This is a genomic window from Streptomyces sp. SCSIO ZS0520 (genome assembly GCF_025643355.1).
In the GTDB taxonomy this organism is placed as follows: domain Bacteria; phylum Actinomycetota; class Actinomycetes; order Streptomycetales; family Streptomycetaceae; genus Streptomyces; species Streptomyces physcomitrii.
Genome location: NZ_CP092644.1, coordinates 643,781 through 664,170, shown reverse-complemented (window position 1 = coordinate 664,170; position 20,390 = coordinate 643,781). Strand labels below are relative to the sequence as shown.

The window sequence follows — 20,390 nt, the reverse complement described above, 5'->3', positions numbered from 1 at the left end:
GGCCCGTGCGCCCGGGAGAGGGCGCGGTGCTGCTACTTGATGAACTCGGGGAGCACCCGCGGCGGCCACTGACCGACCGTCAGCATCCCCATCGAGTGGGCGCGGGCCACCAGCGCGGCCCGGTTGGGCGCGCGGAGCTTCCGCAGCATCAGCCCGACGTGGTACTCCACGCCCTGCCGGCTCAGATAGAGCCGCGCCGCGAGCTGCACGGTCGAGGCGCCGCTGGCCACGCCCTCCAGGACCTGGGCGTCCAGGCTGCTCAGGAGCTTCTCCTTGGGCTTGACGGCCGCGTCCTCGGCGGCCGGGGCGGCCGCCTCGTCGGGGCGCACCTGGACAACGATGCCCACCAGGTTGCCGGAGGTGTTCTGCACCGCTATGCCGGTCAGTTCGCCGGAGAAGGCCCGCCCGGCGCCGCCCAGACCGACGACGCGCTCGGCGAACCGGTTGCAGCGCCCCTCCGAGAGACGGCTGAAGTGCCGGCCCAGGACGGTCGGGGAACTCGGGTGCAGCAGATCGTAGAGGCTGCGTCCGCAGGTCTCGGCCGAGGTGCGGCCGAACTGGCGGGCGAAATCCGGCTCCGCGGCGAGGATGTGCATAGCCGGGTCCATGTGCGCGGTGTATGCGCGCCGAGGGGCCACGGGATGCGGCCGGGTTTCCGCGGACTGCCTTCGTGAGGCGGCCGCCCGGCGTTTCGCCGCCGACTCGCCGGTGTGGTGATCGCTGATCATCTGTGTGGTCACTACGGGGTACCGACTTTCTGTGTATAAGCATGGGGGATACAGATATCGCCGGGAGGACACAAGGCAGAGTGGTATAGCGATAAGGAGTGCGCGGCGATATGCCGCCAGCCGCTCCGAAATCAACTGTGATTGAGCCTAGGAATGCCGAGCAGGTCGGTCAAGCAAGGTTTTGCGTACCGCCAAAACATTGTGGTTCGGGGGTTCGGTGGTTCGGTGCCGAACCGGGCGGTGCAAGCGGTTTCCCGAGGGTCAAATCGCCATATTGGCGAGCGTACCGTGCAGTGTTTCCGGTACGTTACGCAGCTCGTCGAGCGTTCGCCGCCTGGAGGTTTGGCGTTCAGTTGCCCTGTGCAATGCCACCATAGACGCTTGCGCAGTGCATGATGACCCTAGTCGCTCGATGCCCGTTTCCCCAATTTCGATGCCCGACTGCTGCCCGTCGGGTGCGCATGCGTCCGCACGGGAATGGCGGATCGGGTTGTCAGGCTTCCTCGTCCAATTCGGCGAGAGCGGCGGCCAGGCTGGGGCGGCCCGGTATGTCGAGTTTCCGGTAGGTGTTCGACAGGTGCTTCTCGACCATGCGCGAAGATATTCCGAGCTCGCCGGAAATCTCCGGGTTGCTCTGTCCCGTGGCCGCGAGACCTGCCACCTTGCGTTCCGAGGGCGTCAATCTCGACTTCTTCCGCACGGCGGCGGGCGGTGCCTCGGACTGAAGGGATTGAATTCTGGTCAGCATCCAGTCGGCCTGGCATTCGAGCGCGAGTTCCTGTGCCCGTTTGAGTGCGTTGGCGCGCCGTGCCGGTTCCGTTTCGGCGTGACTGCCCAAGGCGTACAGAGCCCGGCAGAGTTCGTATCCGTTGGTCCCCTGCTCCAGGACTGCGACGGCCTCCTCCAGGATCGCCGAGCCCTCGCGCTCCTCGCTCACCCGGCCGAGGGCCAGCAGGGCCCGGCCGAGCGCGGTCGGCGCCCCCCAGGCCCGGGCCTGCTCGACCTCCTGGCGCGCGGCGGCCTTCGCCTGCTCGTGCTCACCGAGCCGGTGGTGGACGAGGGCGACGCAGGACGGCCAGGGCAGGGCCACCGGGTTGCGCCAGCCGATCCGCTCCATGTGCAGCCCGGCCGTGCGGAAGTGGTCGAGCGCGGGGCGCAGTTCACCCCGCCGCACCGCGCTCGTGCCGCGCGCCACGTGCAGCAGCGCGCTGAGGTGCTCGTTGCCCGCGCTGCGCCGGTACTGGACCAGGATGCTCTCGGCGAGCGCGGGATCGGCGGTGTTCAGCGCGACGATGGCGAGCACCGCGACCAGCATGGTGGGCAGGCCGCTGGTCTCCGGACCGGTGAGGGCGTCCGCCTGCAGGGCCTTGCGCCGGGCGTAGACGGGCTGGCCGTCCGCGAAGGCCACCAGGGCCTGCTCCGCGCGGATGATGGCCTGCTCCACGTCGCCGCCGCGGTGCTGCGCCAGCCGGTGCGATTCGCGCAGCCAGCTCGCCGCCCCCTCGGTCTGGCCCGAGGCGGCGAGGATGTTGACCACCAGGGGCAGGGTGCTGTGCACATGCTCGAAGGAGGGCGGCTCCTGTTCGAGCAGCCGGGCGCAGAGCGCCGACAGCCGTGCCGCCGGTACGGCGTTGGCCACGAAGACGATGTGCATCAGCGCGGTCAGCAGCTCCCGCTCGCCGGGTGTGTCCATGCTCGGGTGCGGCCCGAGCTGTTCGAACCGGCGCACCGCCTCGGCGATGTGCGCGGGATCCTGGGCGCTGAGGACGTGCTCGCGTGCCTGGAGCCGCAGGGCGAGTTCGCGTTCCTCGGGCCCCTTCGTCCCGGAAGCCGCCAGCTCCTCGGCCACCTCGCGCATCATGGCGTCGACCCGGAAGGCCGAGGGGTCCATCAGGAGCGGCCCGAGGCGTACGACCGCGGCGGCCCGTTCGCGGACCGAGTCGAGGAGCGGCACCGCTTCGACGACATGGCGCAGGGAGGCCGCGGTGGCGAAGCTGCGCTCCGCGCCGGCCAGTTCGATGAGCAGGCCGGCCCGGTCCGGTCCGGTGAGCGAGGTTTCGAGCAGCGCCCGCCGCAGATAGCGGGCCGCGTCGCGGGTGGAGGCGCGGTGCAGCGCGCTGCGCGCGGCCGTCCGCAGGATGTCCACCGCCTTGTCGCCGGGCAGGGTGAGGGTGGACATCAGGTGGTTCGCGGCGAGTTCGGCGGAGTGGCCGCTGCGGTGCAGCAGTTCGGCTGCCACGCTGCGCATCGCGGTGCGCTCCTCGGCGGGCATGCTCTCCTCGAGGAGGTCCCGCAGCAGCGACCCGGTGGACAGGGTCCACCCGTCCTCCGCCACCAGCCCGGCCAGCCGCAGCACCCGCAGGGCCTCGGCGCACTGGGCGCTGTCGAGCTCCGCGAGGTCGGCGAGCAGCTCCGGATCGCTGTCGGGGCCGAGCACGGTGAGGGCGTGCGCGGCGCGCCGCAGATGGTCGGGCTGGGACCGCAGGAAGCCGGCCAGCCGCTGGCGCACGCTCTCCGGCCGGAGCAGGCTCACCATCGGCGCCTGGGCGGCGGTCGGGCGCAGCCCGCGGAACTGCGCCTCGTCCACCAGCGCCCCGAGCAGCAGCGGGTTGCCGCCGGTGCGGACGCGGAAGGCCTCGACGTACTCCGGTTCGGCCGGTGCGCCGCACGACTCCTCGACCAGCCGCCGGATGCTGTCGCCGCCGAGGGGGCGCAGCACACAGGTCCGGTCGGCGAGGGCGAGCACATCATGCACGTAACAGCGGTTGCCCCGTACATCGCCGGTCAGTACCGAGACGGCGAAGACGATGCGCATGCCGCCGCGGCAGGCCAGGGTGTGGATGAGCACCTTCAGGGATTCGGCGTCGCACCAGTGCAGGTCGTCGATGATGACCAGTACGGTGCGGCCGTCGGCCATCGCGTCGACCAGGGCCGCCAGCCAGCGCGGCGCCCCCTGCACGGTCAGCGCCGACCAGGGGGCCTCCAGGCCCGACTCCGCGATGGCGCGCACCTCGGGTGGTGCGCCCTCGGCCGCGGCCCGCAGCCAGGACCTGGCCTGTTCGGTGGAGGCGGCGGCGAGGACGGGCTCCACGAGCTGCCGTACGACACCGAGACCGAAGCTCTCCTCGGCCGCGGCGGCCTGCGCCCTCAGGAGCAGGGTGTCCTCCTCGCGGCCCAGCTCGGAGAGGGCTTCGAGGAACGTCGACTTGCCGACGCCCAGCGCGCCCTGTACCACGAGCAGCGAGCCCTCTCCCGCGGCGGCGCGGCGCAGTGTCGCGGCGGCCTCGTCTCTCAGGTCGTCGCGCTCCAGTAGCAGCATGGTGCCCCTCCCTCGTCGCACGGTCCGTCCACCGTTCGGGGTCGGTGGGGTGCGGGATCCGTGATCGCAGTGGTGCACCCGCGGCGCGGCGGGTACGACGGAGCCGCCCTTCCGCGGACGGGGAGGGACGGGTCACCGAGGACCGCTGTGCGCGGGGCAGGTCAGACAGCCGGGCGGCGAGTCGCCACCGCCGGATCGGGGGGTGGTCGAACCGGCAGCCTGCGATGGACGCACGGGAGCTTTCGGCGTGCCCTGCGGGCCCGCGCCAACGGGAGGCACCGCGCGCAGGTACACCTGCACACGGGCCAGGGCCGGTGGTGTCGGTGGCCCGTGGAGTCGCTCATGCAGACAGAGTCCTGAGAGTTGTTCAATTCCGCGAGAATGACTGAGCAGACCACAGCGGAGACCACACCCACAAGAGGATCTGCCGAAAACGATCAGCTACGACTCTTTCACTCTCAGGTGACAAAGCGATGAACTGGCGGAGGCGGTCCGTCGAAGCCCGCGGCCGCGCGCTCCGCCCGCCCGCCGGCACACGGAAAACCGCCCCCGGCGGGGCCGCGCGAGGGCGGTCCGCCGGGGACGGCTGTGGCTGTGGCGGCGGCCGCGGGGGTCGGTGCCCCGGGCCGTACGGAGGGTGTCAGGCGGGGCGGCCCGGCTTCGGCCGGGTCCCCTCCTCGGGGGGACGCAGGGCGCCGCGCAGCTCGCGGCGCCCGGAGACGCCGAGCTTGCGATAAGCCGAGGTCAGGTGGACCTCGACGGTGCGCTGCGTGACGAAGAGGGTCTCGGCGATCTCCGCGTTGGAGGCGCCCTCCGCGGCCAGCCGCGCCACCTGGCTCTGGCTCCGGGTGAGCGAGCCGAGCCCGCGGGAGACCGGGCGGCGCGGCCGCGCCCCGGTGGCGAGCAGCGCCTTGCGGGCCTCCTCGTGCAGGGCGCGCGCCCCGGCGGCGTACGAGGCGTTCCAGCCCTTGCGCAGCACCTCCCGGGCGGCCTCCTTGTGCCCCAGCTCGTACAGGGCCCGGCCCCGCGACACGCGCACCCGGGCGAGTATCAGCTCCGCCCCGGTCGGGGCGAGCACCGCCTCCGCCTCCTCCAGCAGAGCCGCCCGCTCGCGCGGGTCGTGCACCGCCGCCGCCCGCAGTTCCAGAGCCGTGCCGAGGGCGCAGGGGAGCTGGCCCGCGCGGGCCAGGCCGATCGCCTCGTCGGCGAGTTCCCGCGCCTCGGCGTGCTGCCCCAGGGCCAGGTGCGCCTGGCCCGCCCAGTACCACCACGGGGAGACCGCGGGGTTGGTGCGCTGCCAGGCGCGCTGGCGCCGCCCGCACTCCGTCAGCAGGGCCAGCGCGCCCTCGGCGTCGCCCTGCGCCAGGCGCAGACGGCCGTGGGCGCCCAGCAGTTCGTTCCACTGCCAGGCGTCCTCGTCCTTCGGGTCGGGGGACCCGGCCACCGCCGCGCTGGCCGCGTCGAGGTCCCCCTGCTCCAGGAAGACATGCAGCCGGATCGCGAGCGCCAGGGCCTGGTGGTGGCTGACGGCCGCGAGGTCGGTGTCCTTCAGCGCCCGCGTCGCGGACTTGAGGGCCGCCTCCAGGGAGCCGAGCCGCAGGCAGGCGTCCGCGCTGAGGCCCAGCGCGTTGCGGCACTCGTCCTCGGGCAGCGTCTCGCCGCCGTGGATGAGCTGCCGGAAGACGTCCTCGGCCTCGCGCGGCGCGTCCGTGTAGAGGAGCGAGGTGGCGGCGGTGGCCAGGAAGGCGTACGAGTCGGTGGTCGGGCTGCTGCGCTGCCAGGCCCTGCGGGTGGCGGCGAGGCACTCGGGCACCCGGTCCATGCGGGAGGCGACGAGGACCGCCCGGGTGGCCACGAGCACCCGCTCCGCCGGGGTCTCACCGGGCAGGTCCAGATCGAGCGGCACGGTGTCGATGAGCTCCAGATACGCCTCGCGGCTCCCGATCACCGCCATCAGCAACTGGGCCTCGAGGAGCTGGGCGCTCGCGACGCCGTCCTCGGCGCCGGTGGTGCGGTGCCGGTTGAGCAGTCCCACCGCACGGGCGAGCTGCCCGGTGCGGGCGAGGCCCACCGCGAGCGCGCTGAGCGCGGTCAGCCGCAGCTCGGGGTCGATGGCGCGCTTCAGAGCCACCGTCAGGTGCCCGACCGCCGCCTCGGGGTCCACCCGGCCCTCGGCGACGCCCAGTTCGGTCAGCAGCGCGGGGGAGCATTCGTTCTCGCGGCCCTCCGGCACACAGGGCCGCAGCAGCTCCACCGCACGCTCCGGCCTGCTGGCGAGCATGGCCTCCCGGGCGGCCTCCCGCAGCAGGGTGGTGGCCCACGGCTCGGTGGGGGTGCCTTGGGACCGCAGCAGCTGGGCGATGACCTCGGCGGTGGGGGCCCCGCTGTCGTGCAGCAGCCGGGCGGCCCGGCCGTGCGCGGCGCCGCCCTCGCGGTCGCCGATGCCGTCGAGGACGGCCTCGCGGACCACGGGGTGGGTGAAGGACCAGGCGCCGGCGCCGGCGGTGAAGCCCACCAGGCCGAGGGAGTTCAGGGTGAACAGCGACTGGGCGAAGGCGGGTTCGTCGAGGGTGGCCAGCCGCCCGCACAGATCGGTCGGGGTGCCGTCGCCGAGGACGGCCATCGCCCTGACGGCCCGCAGGACGCTGTCCGGCTGCTGGCTCAGCAGGTGCGCGATCCGGCTGCGGAAGGACTGCGCGCCCTGGCCGTCGACCGCGGTGATGTTCTCGACGGTGAGGTCCAGGCCGTTCTCGCGCAGCGCCGAGACCAGCCGGGTCACCAGGAGCGGATTGCCGCCGGTCACCGCCAGACAGGAACCCTGGAACTGCGCGTCGCCCGCGGAGCCGGTCAGCGCCTGGGCCACCCGGCCGATGCCCTCGGCGGTCAGCGGACGGGGCCGCAGGGTGCGGCACTGGGGCTGCGCCGCGATCTCGTCCAGGGAGGCGGAGGCGTGGCCGCCGCGGCAGCTCAGGGCCAGCAGGACGGGCTGGCCGGGCAGCCGCCGCGCGGTGTGCGCGAGGAAGTGCAGCGAGGCCGGGTCCGCCAGGTGCGCGTCGTCCACCGCGAGCAGCAGCGGCCGGTGCGTCGCCGCGGAGCGCAGCAGCTCGTACAACTCGGCCAGCAGCCCGTGCGGGACGGCGTTGACATCGATATCAGACTTGCCGCGCGCCGTGGGGTCCGCGGACTTCTCGGGGTGCACGGGCCAGGGCAGCGCCGGATCCGCGCGGTAGGCCTCGGCGAGCGGGGCCACCAGGCGCCGGGCGAGGCTCAGCGGCGTCTGCTGCTGCTCCGGCTCCGCGCGCGCCGTCAGCACGTGCAGGGCCGGGGCGGCACCGACGAGGGCGCGCAGCAGCGCGGACTTGCCGATGCCGTCCGGTCCTTCCAGCACGATCAGCCCGGGGGACCCGGCGGCCGCCCGGCGGGCGGCCTCGGTCAGGACGGAGAGTTCGCGCTCGCGCTCCACGAGTTCGGGTGGTGCGCCGGTCTTCCCCGAACCATGTGGACTGCGCTCGCCGGTGACGACGGTCATGGCGGTTCACCCTCTCCGAAGGAGCCTCAGGAGCCGCCGGCCGGGGCGGCTCATGTGCTGCGTGCTGTCCCCGCCGGCCGACGGGGGCCTCAGTCCGGGCGCGTACCGGACGGCTGTCCGGATACCCCTCCTGAACGCGGCCTTCTCTACGGTTCGAGACGCATACACCTCAATGTGTCCCGTCCGCGGGCGATCTAGTCCCAGGCGACGGGCAACTCGTCCACTCCGTAGTGGACCGACCGGTCGCGCAGCGGGACTTCGGCCGCCGGCTTGGCCAGCCGCAGGCTCGGGAAGCGGTCGAAGAGCTTGCGCAGACCGATGCGCATGCTGGAGCGCGCCAGGTGCTGGCCCAGGCACTGGTGGGCACCGAAACCGAGCGCCAGGTGCTTGCGCGGGATCCGGGTCACGTCGAGGCGGTCGGGGTCGGTGAAGACCTCCGGGTCGCGGTTGGCCGCGGGCAGCGAGAGCACCACCGTCTGCCCGGCCTTGATGGTGCGCCCGCCCAGCTCGACGTCCTGCACGGCGCACCGGCTGGAGCCCATCTGGGAGATGGTCAGATAGCGCAGCAACTCGTCGACCGCGCCCGCCTCGTACAGCTCGGGGCGCTCGCGCAGCAGGGCGAGCTGCTCGGGGTGTTCGAGGAGCGCGAAGGTGCTCAGCGCCAGCATGTTCGGCGTGGTGTCCAGGGAGCCGCCGAGGGTGAGGACGGCCAGGTTGACCAGTTCGTCCTCGGTCAGCTCGCCGGTCGCCGAGAGGCGCCCGAAGAAGTCCTCGCCCTGCTCGGCCATGCGCTCGGCCACCATCGGCCGGATCAGCGCGTCCATCGACTCGATGTGGTGGATGAACTCCTCGAGCGTGTACGTCAGCCGCATCAGCGCCCCGAAGTGCTCCGCGATGCCGTCCATCAGCTCGGGGGTGACATCCATCAGCGAGCAGACCGAGCGCAGGCTGAAGACCTCCGCCCAGTCGGTGACCAGGTCGGCGGGCGAGCCCTTGGCCGCCATCTCCTCCAGGGTCTCGTCGACCAGGCGCTCCAGCTCCGGTTCGTAGGCCTGGATGCGGCGCAGGGTGAAGTGCCCGGCCAGCAGGCGCCGGTACTTGGTGTGCTCGGGGGCGTCCATCTTCGCGAAGGAGCCGGGCGCGGAGGGCACCGGCTTGTACTCGTCCATCGGGAAGGGCGGCGCGACGACGTGCGCCAGCAGTTCGTTGCGGTGGCTGAACCGCTCGTCGGCGAGGATCTCGCGCACCAGGTCGTGCCGGGTCACCAGCCAGCCGTTCGGGTCGCCGGGCGCCACCTGGAAGGTGACGGGGCTGACCGGGTCCTCGGCGCGCAGCCGGGCGTAGGCGGCGGGCGGGTCGAAGGGGCAGCCGCCGCGGTCCGAGGGGATCACGGGGGGATCGGGCCTGGTCTTCATGGTCGCTCCGGGGGATGCGGGAGGCGTCGGAAGGGGGAAGGGCGCGGCCTGTGCCGCGGGTTCAGGACCGTTCGAGGCGCAGCGGGAGGCGGCGGGCACCGAAGACGTTGGTGCCGTGCCAGGAAAGGCGCACCTCGGGGTCGACCTCGATACGGGCGTAGCGGTCGAGCAGCGCGTCGAGGGCGATCCGGCCCTCCAGGCGGGCCAGCGGCGCACCGATGCAGTAGTGCACGCCGTGCCCGAAGGCGGCCTGCTTGCCGTTGGCCCGGTGCAGGCGGAAGGAGTCCGCCTCCTCGAAGACGTCCTCGTCGCGGTTGGCGGAGAGCAGCCACAGGTAGACCAGGCCGTTCTCCGGGATGTCCACCCCGCCGAGGGTGACCTCGGTGGTGGTGACCCGCTCGATGCGGGTGAACGGCGGGCGCAGCCGCAGCGTCTCCTCGATCACCGCGGGCACCAGGGAGCGGTCCGCGCGTACCTGGGCGAAGAGTCCGGGGTCGCGGTCCAGGCTCATCAGGGTGTTGCCCAGCAGGACCGAGGTGGTGATGTGCCCGGCCATCAGGAGCAGGGTGGCGAAGCTGGCGATGTCCTCGTCGTCCAGCCGCTCGCCCTCCAGCTCCGCCTCGACCAGGATGCCCAGGAGGTCGCCGCGGGGGGAGCGGCGCCGCTCGTCGATGAAGGTCTGGAGGTAGGCGGTGATGCCGACCGCCGTCTCCTCCATGGCGCGTACGCTCTCCGGGTCGTCCGGATCGGTGTTCAGGAGCTGGTCGGCCCAGCCCTGGAACAGCATCCGGTCCTCGCCCGGCACCCCCAGCATGCGGGCGATCACGGTCACCGGCAGGGGGTTGGCGAGGACGTCGACCAGGTCGTAGCGGTCTCCCTCGGCCCGGTCGAGGAGTTCGGCGGTCAGCTCGGTGATGGCCGGTTCCAGGCCCGCGATGAGCCCGGGGGTGAAGGCCCGGCTGATCAGCCGGCGCATCTTGCCGTGCAGCGGCGGGTCGAGCAGCAGCAGGGTGCCGCGGGGGGCCTGCCGTTCGCCGCCCGAGAGGCGGCCGACCGTGTCCGAGGAGAAGGTGCCGGGGTCGGCCAGGATGCGCTGCACGTCGGCGTGCCGGAAGACATGGACGATTCCCGAGCCGTCCCGCCACACCGGCTGCTCGGCGCGCATGCGCGCCGCCCACGCCAGGAGGGTGTCACCGCCGTCCGGTTCCACGGTCGGGGCGCGGTCCGGGAGACCGGCGGCCGCCTGGGCCGGATCGAGCACCTCCGACATGCCTTGCTGCGCCACTGGGTCACCTTTCGCAGAGGTCGTCGCCCGCACGGTGCACGCGTCACGGGAGTCGGGCCCTGGCACCCCGCGGGCGGTAGCGGTCACTCCAGCACGGGGGCCGTTCCCGCGGCCAGTACGAGCCGCGGACTCTAGGGATTCACCGAGTACCGGCCCCGGCGGGAACCCCGCGCGCCCGCCGCGCGCGGCGAATCTCTGGAGGAAACCCCAGACAGCTCGGCGCGGACGTCCCAACAGGTGGGGGCGCCCCGCAAGATGGGGCACATCCCGGCTGCCCGTCGACTCCGACCCGTGTGTGAAGAGGCTTGCCCATGGACATTTCGATCGACCACGACAAGTGCATCGGCGCCGGTCAGTGTGCCCTCATCGCCCCCGAGGTCTTCGACCAGCGCGTCGAGGACGGCCTGTCCGTGCTGCTGGTGGAGGACCCGGGAGCGGACCAGTACGAGGCGGTGCGGGAGGCGGCCGAGATGTGTCCGCTGGGCGCGATCACCACGGCCGGGGCCGCGCGCCCGCGGGACTGAGGCACGACACCGTCCGTTCGCCCTCCGACGAGGAAGTGGAAACCATGCGCGTTCTGTTCGCGGGTCTGCCGGAGAAGTCGCACCTCTACACGATGGTCCCGCTCGCCTGGGCCCTGACCGCGGCGGGTCACGAGGTCATGATGGCCAACGCCCCGTCCCTGACGGCGGACATCACCGGCGCCGGACTCGTCGCCGCCCCCGTCGGCACGGACAACGCCATGCACCGCGACATGAGCGGCTCCCGGGACTCCCAGGACGCCGACGTCGCCAACTGGAGCCGCCTCGGCTACGGCGAGGTGGACCACGAGAGCCTGCTCGGCCGGTACCGCATCTCCGTCCCCTGGGGCTTCGCCCGCTACAACGACCCCCTGGTGGACGACCTCGTCGCGCTGGCCAGGTACTGGAAACCGGACCTCGTCGTCCGCGACCCCATCGCCTACGCGGGCGGGATCGCGGCCCGTGCCTGCGGCGCCGCCCACGCCCGACTGCTGTGGTGCGCCGATGTGTACGGGCAGGCCCGCGACACCTTCGTCGAGCTGGCCCGCGACGTCCCCGAGGAGCAGCGGGAGGACCCGCTCGCCGACTGGGTCGAGGAGCGCGGCGGACCCTACGGCGTGCCCTGCGACGAGGAGCTCCTGAACGGCCAGTTCACCCTGGACACCCTGCCGCCGAGCCTGCGCCCGCCGAGCGGCCTGGAGCAGGTGTCCCTGCGCTACGTGCCCTACAACGGCCCCGCCGTGCGATGGGACTGGCTCCGCGAGGAGCCCAAGCGCCCCCGGATCTGCCTGACCCTCGGCCGCACCAACTCCGAGGCCTACGGCGGCGACTACCTGCCGGTCGAGGACATCCTCGGACAACTCGCCGCCCTCGACGCCGAGGTGGTCGCCGCGCTCACGCCCGACACGGTGGAGCAGCTCGGCGCCCTGCCGGACAATGTGCGCGCCGTCAGCGGTGTCGCCCTGAACACCCTGCTGCCCTCCTGCGCGGCGGTCGTCCACCACGGCGGCTGGGGCTCCTTCTCCACCGCACTGGTCAACGCCGTACCGCAGCTCGCCCTGTCCACCCTCGTCGCCGACCAGGAGCTGCGCGGGCGTTCCCTGGAGGACGCCGGGGCCGGGCACTTCCTGCACCACAGCGAAGCCGGCGCCGCACGCGTCGCCGAGCTGACCCGGCGCCTCCTGGAGGAGCCGTCCTACACCGCCGCGGCCCGGCACCTGCGGGACGAGTCCGCCGCCATGCCCGGCCCGCACGAGGTCGTCGGCACCCTGGAACGGCTCGTCGCCGCCCGCTGAGCCGCCGTCCGCAAGCCTCGCACCCACCCCCGTACCCCGAGAAGGGAGGACGGCGCCCGCTCGTTCCACCGGAGAAGCGCCGTACCGAGATGAGTCAGACGCGCATCCTGGTGACCGGCGGTGCCGGCTTCATCGGGTCCCACTACGTCCGGACGCTGCTCGGCCCGCTGGGGCCCGACGACGTCAGCGTCACCGTCCTCGACGCCTTCACCTACGCCGCCAACCCGGCCAACCTCGACCCGGTCGCCGACTCCCCGCGCTACCGCCTGGTCGTCGGCGACATCTGCGACACCGAAGCCGTGGACGCCCTGATGGCCGAGCACGACGAGGTCGTGCACTTCGCCGCCGAGTCCCATGTGGACCGCTCGCTGGCCAGCGCCACCGAGTTCGTGCGGACCAATGTGCTCGGCACGCAGACCCTGCTCGACGCGGCGCTGCGGCACGGGGTGCGCACCTTCGTGCACGTCTCCACCGACGAGGTCTACGGCTCCATCCCGGACGGCTCCTGCGCCGAGGACCAGCCGCTCAGCCCCAACTCCCCGTACGCCGCGTCCAAGGCGGCCAGCGATGTCATCGCGCTGGCCTACCACCGTTCGCACCAGCTCGACGTGCGGGTCACCCGCTGCTCCAACAACTACGGGCACCACCAGTTCCCCGAGAAGATCATCCCGCTCTTCGTGACCCGCCTGCTGCGGGGCGGTCGCGTCCCGCTCTACGGGGACGGACTGCATGTGCGCGACTGGCTGCACATCGACGACCACGTCCGGGGCATCGAACTGGTCCGCACCCGGGGCCGCGCCGGTGAGGTCTACAACATCGGCGGCGGCACCGAACTGACCAACCGTCAGCTCACCGAACTCCTCCTGGAGGCCTGCGGAGCGAACTGGGACAGCGTCGACCACGTCACCGACCGCAAGGGCCACGACCGCCGCTACTCCGTGGACTGGCGCAAGGCCCATGTGGAACTCGGCTACAAGCCGCAGAAGGACTTCACCGAAGGGCTCGCCGAGACCGTCGCCTGGTACCGCGCGCACCAGGAGGTCTGGGAGCAGGCCGCCCGCAGGACCGCCGCCGCCGTCGCGGGCAGGGGGGACCTCCCGTGCTGACCTTCTCCACCCTGGGCCCGCTGTGCGTACGCGCCGACGGCCACGACGTCACGCCCACCGCGCCCAAGGTGCGCCAGCTCCTCGCCCTGCTCCTCGCCCGCCGCAACACCGTGGTCCCGCTCGCCGCGATCGCGGACGAGCTGTGGTCGCACTGCCCGCCGCGCAGCTCCACCGGCACCGTGCAGACCTACGCCTACCAGTTGCGCAGGGCCCTGCCGGACGAGGAGGGCGCCCCGCAGGGCGGCCGGCTCACGACCCACCCGCAGGGATATGTGCTCCAGGTGGCCACCGGCGAGTGCGACCTGGACGAGTTCGGCCTGCTCACCCTGAAGGGGCAGACGGCACTCGCCGAGGACGACAGCACCGGGGCCGCCCGGCTCCTGGAGCGCGCCCTTGAGCTGTGGCGCGGCCCGCTCTTCGCCGATGTGGCCCAGGGGCCGACGCTGCGCGGCTACGCCATGCGCCTGGACGAACTGCACCTGCAGGCGCAGGAGATGCGCATCACCGCGCAGCTCCGCCTCGGCCGGCACCGCCATGTCGTGGGCGAACTCAAGGAGTTGGCCTGCGCGTATCCCCTGCACGAGTGGTTCCAGGGCACCCTCATCATCGCCCTGGAACGCTGCGGGCGCCGCAACGAGGCCCTGCAGACCTACCAGCGGCTGCGGGAGGTGCTGCGCGAGGAGCTGGGCCTCGACCCCTCACCCGGGCTGCAGCGCATCCGCCAGCACGTACTGACCGACCGCATCAGCGTCGCCGACCTCGACCTGCTGCCCGGCTAGCCCGCCCCGCCGTCCGTTCGCCTCGTCCCGCTGTCCTCCCGCTCCGGGTGCGCGCCCCCTCGGGCCGTGCCCGGAGCGCCGCCGTCATCCGCTCCCGCGGCTGTCCGAGGCGAGGTCGGCGGCGGCGCGCCACATGTCCGCGATCATGTCGCGCGGGGTGCGGCCGGGCGTCCAGTCCAGGAGCTCCCGGGCCCGGGAGATGTCCACGCCCATCCAGTCGGTGTCCGTCACCGGTCGCACACCGGTCAGGGAACTCTCCACCAGCCGGGCCGGGCGCCCGCTGATCCCGATCAGCAGGTCGACCATGTCGCGTACGTGCTGCGAGCTGCCGCTCGCGATGTTGACCACACTGCCGGCCGCCCCGGGCACGCGCATGGCGGCGACCACCGCCCGCGACACGTCCTTGGCGTCGACGAAGTCGCGGCTGCTGCGCAGCGGCGAGACCCGGACCTCGGCCGTGGTGCCGGGCGCGGCGGCGAGCAACTGCCCCGCCACATGGCCCAGCAGGCTGCCCGCGGGAGCGCCCGCGCCGATCACGTTCGACAGCCGCAGCACGACCGCGTCGGTGGCGCCCTCGGCCGCGGCCCGCAGCACCGCCTGGGTGCCCTCCAGCTTGGAGCGGCCGTAGTCCGTGGTCGGCCGCGTCGCCGAGGACTCCGAGAGCCGTACCCGCGAGGGCTGCGGGGCGTACTCGTGCACCGAGCCGAGCTGCACGAGCCGCGGCCGCACCCGGGAGCGGGCGAGACCGGCCAGGAGGCGGTCCACCAGGAGCTGGTTGCCGAGGCGCATGCCGCCCACCGAGGAGGACCACACCTCACCGGCCGCGTTGACCACGGCGACCGGGCGCTCCTCGTCGAGCAGCGCGGTCAGCGCCTCGGGCCCGTGGGAGGCGAGGTCCATGAGGTAGAGCCGCCAGGAGGCCGGTGTCTTGCGCGGGCGGCGTGCCACCGCCAGGACCTCGTATCCGGCCCCCTCCAGGGCGGCCCCCACATGGCGCCCCACGAAACCGGTCGCACCGAGGAGCAGCACCCGGCCGGAGCGGGGGTCCGCGTGGTCCGGAAGGCTCCGTGCAGCGAAGGCCATGCCGTTCTCCTCCAAGGGGCCGGCCGTCCGTTCCCGGCCCGCCGCGTCCGCTCGTAGCCCGCACCGCTGTACGCGGGCGGCGCTCGGCCACTGTGGCACCCCGCGGTCCAGGATCTCTGAGAGCCCGTTGAACTCGACCGGTCCACCGCCCGTCCTGGACCGGTCCTGGAAGCGCGTGTCCTAGCGTGCTGCCACCATGAAGGTTCGAGAGATGGCTGTGCCGGACGCGTACCACATCACGCCGCACAAGCTGTGCGACCTACGAGGCAGCTTCTACGAGTCGTTCCGCCACGAGCGCCTGGCGGAGGAGATCGGGCGGCCGTTCCCGGTCGCCCAGGTGAACTACTCGGTCTCCCGCCGCAGCACCCTGCGCGGACTGCACGGCACCCTGCTGCCGCCGGGCCAGGCCAAGCTGGTCTGCGTGGTGCGCGGCGCGGTCCTCGACATCGTCGTGGACCTGCGGACCGGCTCCCCGACCTGGGGCGTGCACGAGGCGAACTGGCTGGACGCCGCCTCCGGCGAGGCGCTGTTCGTCGCCGAGGGCCTGGTGCACGGCTTCCTCGCCCTGACCGACGACACCTGCGTCTCCTACCACTGCTCCACGGAGTTCGTCCCCGGCACCCAGGTGGACATCGACCCCTTCGACGCCGAACTCGCCCTGCCCTGGAGCCTGTCCGACACCCCCCTGATGTCCGCCAAGGACTCCTCCGCGATGTCCGTCGCCACCGCCCGCGAGAACGGGTCCCTGGCCGCCTACGAGGACTGCCTGGCGCACTACGCCGCGCTCCGCGGGGCCGCCTGACCCGGGGCTCCGCGGGACCCACGGCCGCATCCGCCGCACCCTTCCAGGAGAACCCATGACACTCGGCAGTGAGGCCTCCGCCCCCCGGCACTTCGCGCTGCTCCTCTTCGCGGACTTCGGCCACATCGGCCCGACCCTCGGCCTCAGCCGCGAACTGACCGCCCGCGGCCACCGCGTGACCTATGTCGTCGACGGCGCCTACGCCTCCGTCGTGGCACAGACCGGGGCCCGGGCGGTGACGTACACCTCCGCCCGCGGGGACTTCTACCGCGCCGCCGACCCCGACCCCGACAGCCTCGCCCGGGACGGCTACGCCCTGCTCGCCGACACCATGGCCACCGTCTACCCCCTCGCGCGCGAGGCCCTCGCCGCGGACCCTCCCGACGCGGTCCTCTACGACTTCGAGACGGTCGTCCCCGCCCGCGTCCTCGCCCGCGAACTGGGCGCGGTGCCGGTGCAGTTGTGGCCGAGCCACGCGGCCAACGAGGTCTTCTCGCTCCGCGCGCAGATGTGGGGCAAGGACCACCCCGTGATGGCCGAGGGCGCCGAGCTGGTGATCGCCTTCATGGGGGAGCACGGCATCGGCCTGTCCGAGATGGGCCGCTACGGCGCCGAGTGGGACGAGCGCAACCTGGTCTTCCTGCCGCGGGAGTTCCAGGTCGAGGGGGACAGCTTCGACGAGCGGTTCGCCTTCGTGGGACCGACGTTCACCGAGCCGGAGCCCGGCCTCTGGTCGCCGCCGGGCGACGGGCGGCGGCTCGCCCTGGTGTCCCTGGGCACCGAGTCCGGCGACCGGGACGACTTCTTCCGGGTCTGCGCCGAGGCCTTCCCGGCCGGGGAGTGGCACGTCGTGATGACCCTGGGCCGGGGCGCCGACCCCACCCGCCTCGGCGCGCTGCCCGCCCATGTCGAGGCCCACCCCTGGCTGCCGCACCCCGCCGTGCTCCCGCACGCGGACGTGTTCGTCTGCCACGCCGGTATGGGCAGCCTGATGGAGGCGCTGCACTGCGGGACCCCCGTGGTCGCCCTGCCCCGCGCCCACGAACTCGACCTGAGCGCACGCCAGTTGGAGAAGCTCGGCGTGGGCAGGGGGCTCGCGGGGCAGGCGCTGACCGCGGACGGCCTCCGGCGGGCGGTCGCGGAGCTGCTCGCCGACCCCGCGGGACCCGGCGCGCGGGCGCGGATGCGGGAGGCCGTCCGCCGCGCGGGCGGCGCCCCCCGCGCGGCGGACCTGGTGGAGGAGTGGGCGGCGCTGCGGCCGAGCCGGACCGCCGTGGGCTGACCGGGCGCCCCGGGCCCGGCGAGGACCGCGGGCCCGGCGCGCTCAGCCGTGCGGGGCCGCCCCCTCGAAGGGAGCGGCCCCGCACGTACCTGCGCACGTTCCCGCGGTCGCCGACGGGGCGCGGGGCCGCCGGTCAGTGCGGCCGGGTGACGAACTCCTTCACGGTGCTGATGCTGTGGTCGATCATCGGGTCCGTCAGACCCGGGAAGACCCCGATCCAGAAGGTGCGCTCGGTGGTGATGTCGCTGTTGGTCAGCGGGCCGCTCACCCTGAACTCCCGTCCCTCGTAGGCCGGGTGGCGGGTGAGATTGCCCGCGAAGAAGCGGCGGGTGGCGACCTTGCCCTGCTCCAGGTGCTCGATCAGCGCGGCCGGCGCGAAGGGCGCCCCGGGGCTCACCGTCAGGGCGAAGCCGAACCAGCTCGGGTCGCTGCCCGGGGTGGCCTCCGGCAGCACCAGATGGGGCAGTCCGTCCAGGCCCGCGCGCAGCCGGGCCCAGTTGTGCCGCCGGGCGCGGCCGAACTCCTCGATGCGGCTGAGCTGTTGGAGCCCGAGCGCGGCCTGCGGGTCGGTCGACTTCAGGTTGTAGCCGACGTGGGAGAAGATGTACTTGTGGTCGTAGCCCTCCGGCAGCGACCCCATCTGCTGCTCGAAGCGCTTGAAGCAGCGGTTGTCCTCGCCCGGTTCGCACCAGCAGTCCCGGCCCCAGTCCCGCATCGACTCGACGATCCGCGCGAGCGCCAGGTTGTCGGTCAGTACGCAGCCGCCCTCGCCCATGGTGATGTGGTGCGCGGGATAGAAGCTCTCGGTGGCCATGTCGCCGAAGGTGCCGGTCAGTTGCCCCCGGTAGGTGCTGCCCAGCGCGTCGCAGTTGTCCTCGATGAGGAACAGGCCGCGGTCCTCGGCCAGTTGGGCGATCTCCGCGACCTGGAAGGGGTTGCCGAGCGCGTGCGCCATCATGATCGCCCGGGTCCGGGGCCCGATGGCCTGCTCCACCCGCTCCAACGAGGCGTTGTAGGTGCCCAGTTCGATGTCGGTGAAGACCGGTACGAGTCCGTTCTGCAGGATCGGGTTGACCGTGGTCGGGAAGCCCGCGGCCACCGTGACCACCTCGTCGCCCGGCAGCAGCCGGTGCTCCTCCAGCTGCGGGGAGGTCAGGGCACTGAGGGCCAACAGGTTCGCCGAGGAACCGGAGTTGGTGAGATGCGCCTTGCGCAGGCCGAAGAACTTGGCGAGCCCGCGCTCCAGCCTGCGGGAGCTGACCCCGGCGGCGATGCGCATGTCCAGTGCCGCCTCGACGAAGGCGACCCGGTCGTCCTCGGAGAGCACGGCCCCGGAGGCCATGACAGGGGTGACGCCCGGCACGAATCCGGAGGACTCGTTGTTTCGATGGTATTCGCGGACCAGGTCGAGGATCGCGCTCTTGTCGTTCCCCATCGGCTGAGGGCCTCCTGTGTGTGCCAGTCGGGACGAGCGGTACGGCGGAGTCGTACGCGGAGCCGCATGAGGAGGCCCGCATCCGTCGATCCGGGTCACCAGCCCAGCACGCCCGCGCCCCGGCGTGCCACAGGTGCCGGGCAAGACTAGGGACTTTCACCGATAGCGGCCCGAGCGGCCTGCCGCCGCGCGGGACACCCCAGGGTGTGCCTTCACCGTCCCGCACGGCGCCCGCGGCGCCCGGCACGCACGCTCGCCGCACCGGACAAAGGCCCGAGCAGCTCCGCTACGAGAACCTTCGCCCGGCGCACCGAGCGCACGCACCGGACACCGCGGACACCACACAGGACGGTGACGACACACCCTAGGGATTTCCTCGCCGCCCGCGGGCCAGGCTGGAGTGTCCGACCCGTACCGTCCCCGTTGAGGTGTCATGACATCCGGCCCCGCGTCACGCGAGAAGGACCGCATCCGCACGCTGTGCTCCGGTCGGCCGACCGGGCAGCGCGTCCGGCTCGGCGTCTACGACCTGATGACCGGCACCTTCGCCACCTCCCGCACCTTCTACTACCGCGAGGCGCTCGACGCCGATGCCCTGCAGGAGTCCCTGGTCCGCACCCTGGCGGACCACCCCCTGCTCACCGGGCGGCTGCGACGGGACGCGGACGGCGGCCTCAGCGTGCTGTGCGACGACGCGGGCGCCGTCTTCCGCGTCTCCCGCAGCGACCGTGCGATGCCGGACTACGGCCCCGAGCTGTCCGCCAAGAAGGACCTGCGGCACTATCTGCACTCCGTCAACGCCTTCCGCGTCGTCGACCACGACACCCCCCTGCTGACCGTCCAGGTGACCCATATGCGGGGCGGCGGCTCCGTCCTCGGGGTGTCCATCAACCACAGCATCGTCGACGGCGGCGGCTTCGTGGACTTCCTCCTGCGGTGGTCCCGGATCCACCGCGGCCTGGAACCCGGCGCCCCCGCGCCCCACGACAGGACGCCGCTGGAGGAGATGGCGGCCGGCACCCGCGCGGCAGCCGAGGACCCGCAGTACACCCTGGTCTCCGGCCGCCGGAAGTTCGGCTTCCTGTGGCGGGTCAACGCCGGGGCGCGGCGGGTGCCCACCCTCACCACGCGCTTCTCCTCCGAGGAGGTCCTCGCGCTCCGGGAGACGGCGGCCGCCGGGCTGGCCGGTGAGGGGATCGAGGTCTCCAGCGGGGACGCCCTGACCGCGCAGGTCTGGCGGGTGCTCGCGGCGCTGCGCGACCGGCCGCCGGAGAGCACCGAGCGCCTGGGGCTGGTGGTCGGGCTGCGCGGGGCGCTCAAGGAGCAGTACCCCGAGGGCTTCTGGGGCAACGCCGTCTCCAACATCACCGCCACCCTGCCCACCCGGGTGCTGCGCGAGGAGCCCGCGGAGCGCGCGGTCGCCGCCGTGCGCGAGGCGCTCAACCGCGTCACCCCCGAGCGGATCCGCGAGGAGACCGCCTATCTGGAGGCCCAGCGGCGGGCCGGGCGGGTGCGCCGGGTGCTCAGCCGGATGTCCCTCGACTCCTTCGAGGACACCGTGGGCATGAACAACGTCAGCCGACTGCCGGTCTACCAGGTGGAGTTCGGCTCCGGGCGGCCCTTCTGGTTCGAGTACCCCTCCATCCCGATCCCCTGGAACGTCCTGGTCACCCCCACTCCCCAGGACGACTACAGCCGCGACGTCCACGTGAGTCTGCCGCTCGCCGCCGCCGATGTGCTGCGCACGCCCGAGTGGCACAGGCGCCTGCACGCGCTGGCCCCCTCCCACTGAGACCGGGGGCGGCGGGGCG

14 protein-coding genes are annotated in these 20,390 nt (G+C 73.0%); 7 read left to right on the top strand and 7 right to left on the bottom strand.

Annotation, left to right across the window (positions count from 1 at the left end; all coding sequences use genetic code 11):
- Positions 1 to 32: 32 nt before the first annotated feature.
- The 5 genes from MID12_RS02475 to MID12_RS02455 all read right to left on the bottom strand — a co-directional run bounded on the left by MID12_RS02475 (position 33) and on the right by MID12_RS02455 (position 10,276).
- Complete coding sequence (locus tag MID12_RS02475; RefSeq protein WP_040256081.1) at positions 33 to 608, bottom strand: helix-turn-helix transcriptional regulator; 576 nt, start codon at positions 606 to 608, stop codon at positions 33 to 35.
- Positions 609 to 1,221: 613 nt separating this feature from the next.
- On the bottom strand, positions 1,222 to 4,047 hold the full coding sequence (locus MID12_RS02470) for a helix-turn-helix transcriptional regulator (protein ID WP_263164584.1): 2,826 nt from the start codon (positions 4,045 to 4,047) through the stop codon (positions 1,222 to 1,224).
- A 640-nt stretch (positions 4,048 to 4,687) separates the two neighbouring features.
- Positions 4,688 to 7,576 (bottom strand): ATP-binding protein, encoded by a 2,889-nt coding sequence (locus tag MID12_RS02465; protein ID WP_263164582.1) that lies wholly within the window; start codon positions 7,574 to 7,576, stop codon positions 4,688 to 4,690.
- A gap of 194 nt (positions 7,577 to 7,770) precedes the next feature.
- Positions 7,771 to 8,991, bottom strand: a complete 1,221-nt coding sequence (locus MID12_RS02460) for a cytochrome P450 (protein ID WP_040246429.1) — start codon at positions 8,989 to 8,991, stop codon at positions 7,771 to 7,773.
- A gap of 61 nt (positions 8,992 to 9,052) precedes the next feature.
- Entirely contained in the window at positions 9,053 to 10,276 is a 1,224-nt protein-coding gene (locus MID12_RS02455; RefSeq protein WP_237282641.1) for a cytochrome P450, read from the bottom strand.
- A gap of 311 nt (positions 10,277 to 10,587) precedes the next feature.
- Between MID12_RS02455 and MID12_RS02450 the strand changes: the two genes are divergently transcribed.
- From MID12_RS02450 to MID12_RS02435, 4 genes are all read left to right on the top strand, one after another.
- Entirely contained in the window at positions 10,588 to 10,800 is a 213-nt protein-coding gene (locus tag MID12_RS02450) for a ferredoxin (RefSeq protein ID WP_040246426.1), read from the top strand.
- A gap of 44 nt (positions 10,801 to 10,844) precedes the next feature.
- Entirely contained in the window at positions 10,845 to 12,092 is a 1,248-nt protein-coding gene (locus tag MID12_RS02445; protein WP_263164578.1) for an activator-dependent family glycosyltransferase, read from the top strand.
- Positions 12,093 to 12,181: 89 nt separating this feature from the next.
- Positions 12,182 to 13,198: a dTDP-glucose 4,6-dehydratase gene (gene rfbB / locus MID12_RS02440; RefSeq protein ID WP_040246424.1), complete on the top strand. Its 1,017-nt coding sequence runs from the start codon at positions 12,182 to 12,184 to the stop codon at positions 13,196 to 13,198.
- Complete coding sequence (locus MID12_RS02435; protein ID WP_052482061.1) at positions 13,192 to 13,977, top strand: AfsR/SARP family transcriptional regulator; 786 nt, start codon at positions 13,192 to 13,194, stop codon at positions 13,975 to 13,977. The genes rfbB and MID12_RS02435 overlap by 7 nt, the downstream gene beginning before the upstream one ends.
- Positions 13,978 to 14,061: 84 nt before the next feature.
- On the opposite strand, the gene MID12_RS02430 is transcribed toward MID12_RS02435, so the two are convergent.
- The gene (locus tag MID12_RS02430; protein ID WP_052482060.1) at positions 14,062 to 15,060 is read right to left on the bottom strand and encodes an NAD-dependent epimerase/dehydratase family protein; all 999 of its coding nucleotides are present in this window, start codon (positions 15,058 to 15,060) and stop codon (positions 14,062 to 14,064) included.
- A gap of 211 nt (positions 15,061 to 15,271) precedes the next feature.
- On the opposite strand from MID12_RS02430, the gene MID12_RS02425 reads away from it, so the two are divergent.
- Positions 15,272 to 15,862, top strand: a complete 591-nt coding sequence (locus MID12_RS02425) for a dTDP-4-dehydrorhamnose 3,5-epimerase family protein (RefSeq protein WP_078844694.1) — start codon at positions 15,272 to 15,274, stop codon at positions 15,860 to 15,862.
- Between the two features lie 55 nt (positions 15,863 to 15,917).
- Positions 15,918 to 17,144 (top strand): macrolide family glycosyltransferase, encoded by a 1,227-nt coding sequence (locus tag MID12_RS02420; protein ID WP_263164572.1) that lies wholly within the window; start codon positions 15,918 to 15,920, stop codon positions 17,142 to 17,144.
- A 133-nt stretch (positions 17,145 to 17,277) separates the two neighbouring features.
- On the opposite strand, the gene rfbH is transcribed toward MID12_RS02420, so the two are convergent.
- On the bottom strand, positions 17,278 to 18,579 hold the full coding sequence (gene rfbH / locus MID12_RS02415) for a lipopolysaccharide biosynthesis protein RfbH (RefSeq protein ID WP_263164570.1): 1,302 nt from the start codon (positions 18,577 to 18,579) through the stop codon (positions 17,278 to 17,280).
- Between the two features lie 433 nt (positions 18,580 to 19,012).
- On the opposite strand from rfbH, the gene MID12_RS02410 reads away from it, so the two are divergent.
- Positions 19,013 to 20,371, top strand: coding sequence for an acyltransferase (locus tag MID12_RS02410; RefSeq protein WP_263164568.1), 1,359 nt, complete (start codon positions 19,013 to 19,015; stop codon positions 20,369 to 20,371).
- Positions 20,372 to 20,390: the final 19 nt, after the last annotated feature.

Coding starts and splice junctions, on each gene's coding strand:
- MID12_RS02410 (WP_263164568.1), top strand. CDS start 19,013: ATGACATCCGGCCCCGCGTCACGCGAGAAGGACCGCATCCGCACGCTG.
- MID12_RS02420 (WP_263164572.1), top strand. CDS start 15,918: ATGACACTCGGCAGTGAGGCCTCCGCCCCCCGGCACTTCGCGCTGCTC.
- rfbB (WP_040246424.1), top strand. CDS start 12,182: ATGAGTCAGACGCGCATCCTGGTGACCGGCGGTGCCGGCTTCATCGGG.
- MID12_RS02465 (WP_263164582.1), bottom strand. CDS start 7,576: ATGACCGTCGTCACCGGCGAGCGCAGTCCACATGGTTCGGGGAAGACC.
- MID12_RS02470 (WP_263164584.1), bottom strand. CDS start 4,047: ATGCTGCTACTGGAGCGCGACGACCTGAGAGACGAGGCCGCCGCGACA.
- MID12_RS02445 (WP_263164578.1), top strand. CDS start 10,845: ATGCGCGTTCTGTTCGCGGGTCTGCCGGAGAAGTCGCACCTCTACACG.
- MID12_RS02425 (WP_078844694.1), top strand. CDS start 15,272: ATGGCTGTGCCGGACGCGTACCACATCACGCCGCACAAGCTGTGCGAC.
- MID12_RS02460 (WP_040246429.1), bottom strand. CDS start 8,991: ATGAAGACCAGGCCCGATCCCCCCGTGATCCCCTCGGACCGCGGCGGC.
- MID12_RS02450 (WP_040246426.1), top strand. CDS start 10,588: ATGGACATTTCGATCGACCACGACAAGTGCATCGGCGCCGGTCAGTGT.
- MID12_RS02430 (WP_052482060.1), bottom strand. CDS start 15,060: ATGGCCTTCGCTGCACGGAGCCTTCCGGACCACGCGGACCCCCGCTCC.
- rfbH (WP_263164570.1), bottom strand. CDS start 18,579: ATGGGGAACGACAAGAGCGCGATCCTCGACCTGGTCCGCGAATACCAT.
- MID12_RS02475 (WP_040256081.1), bottom strand. CDS start 608: ATGGACCCGGCTATGCACATCCTCGCCGCGGAGCCGGATTTCGCCCGC.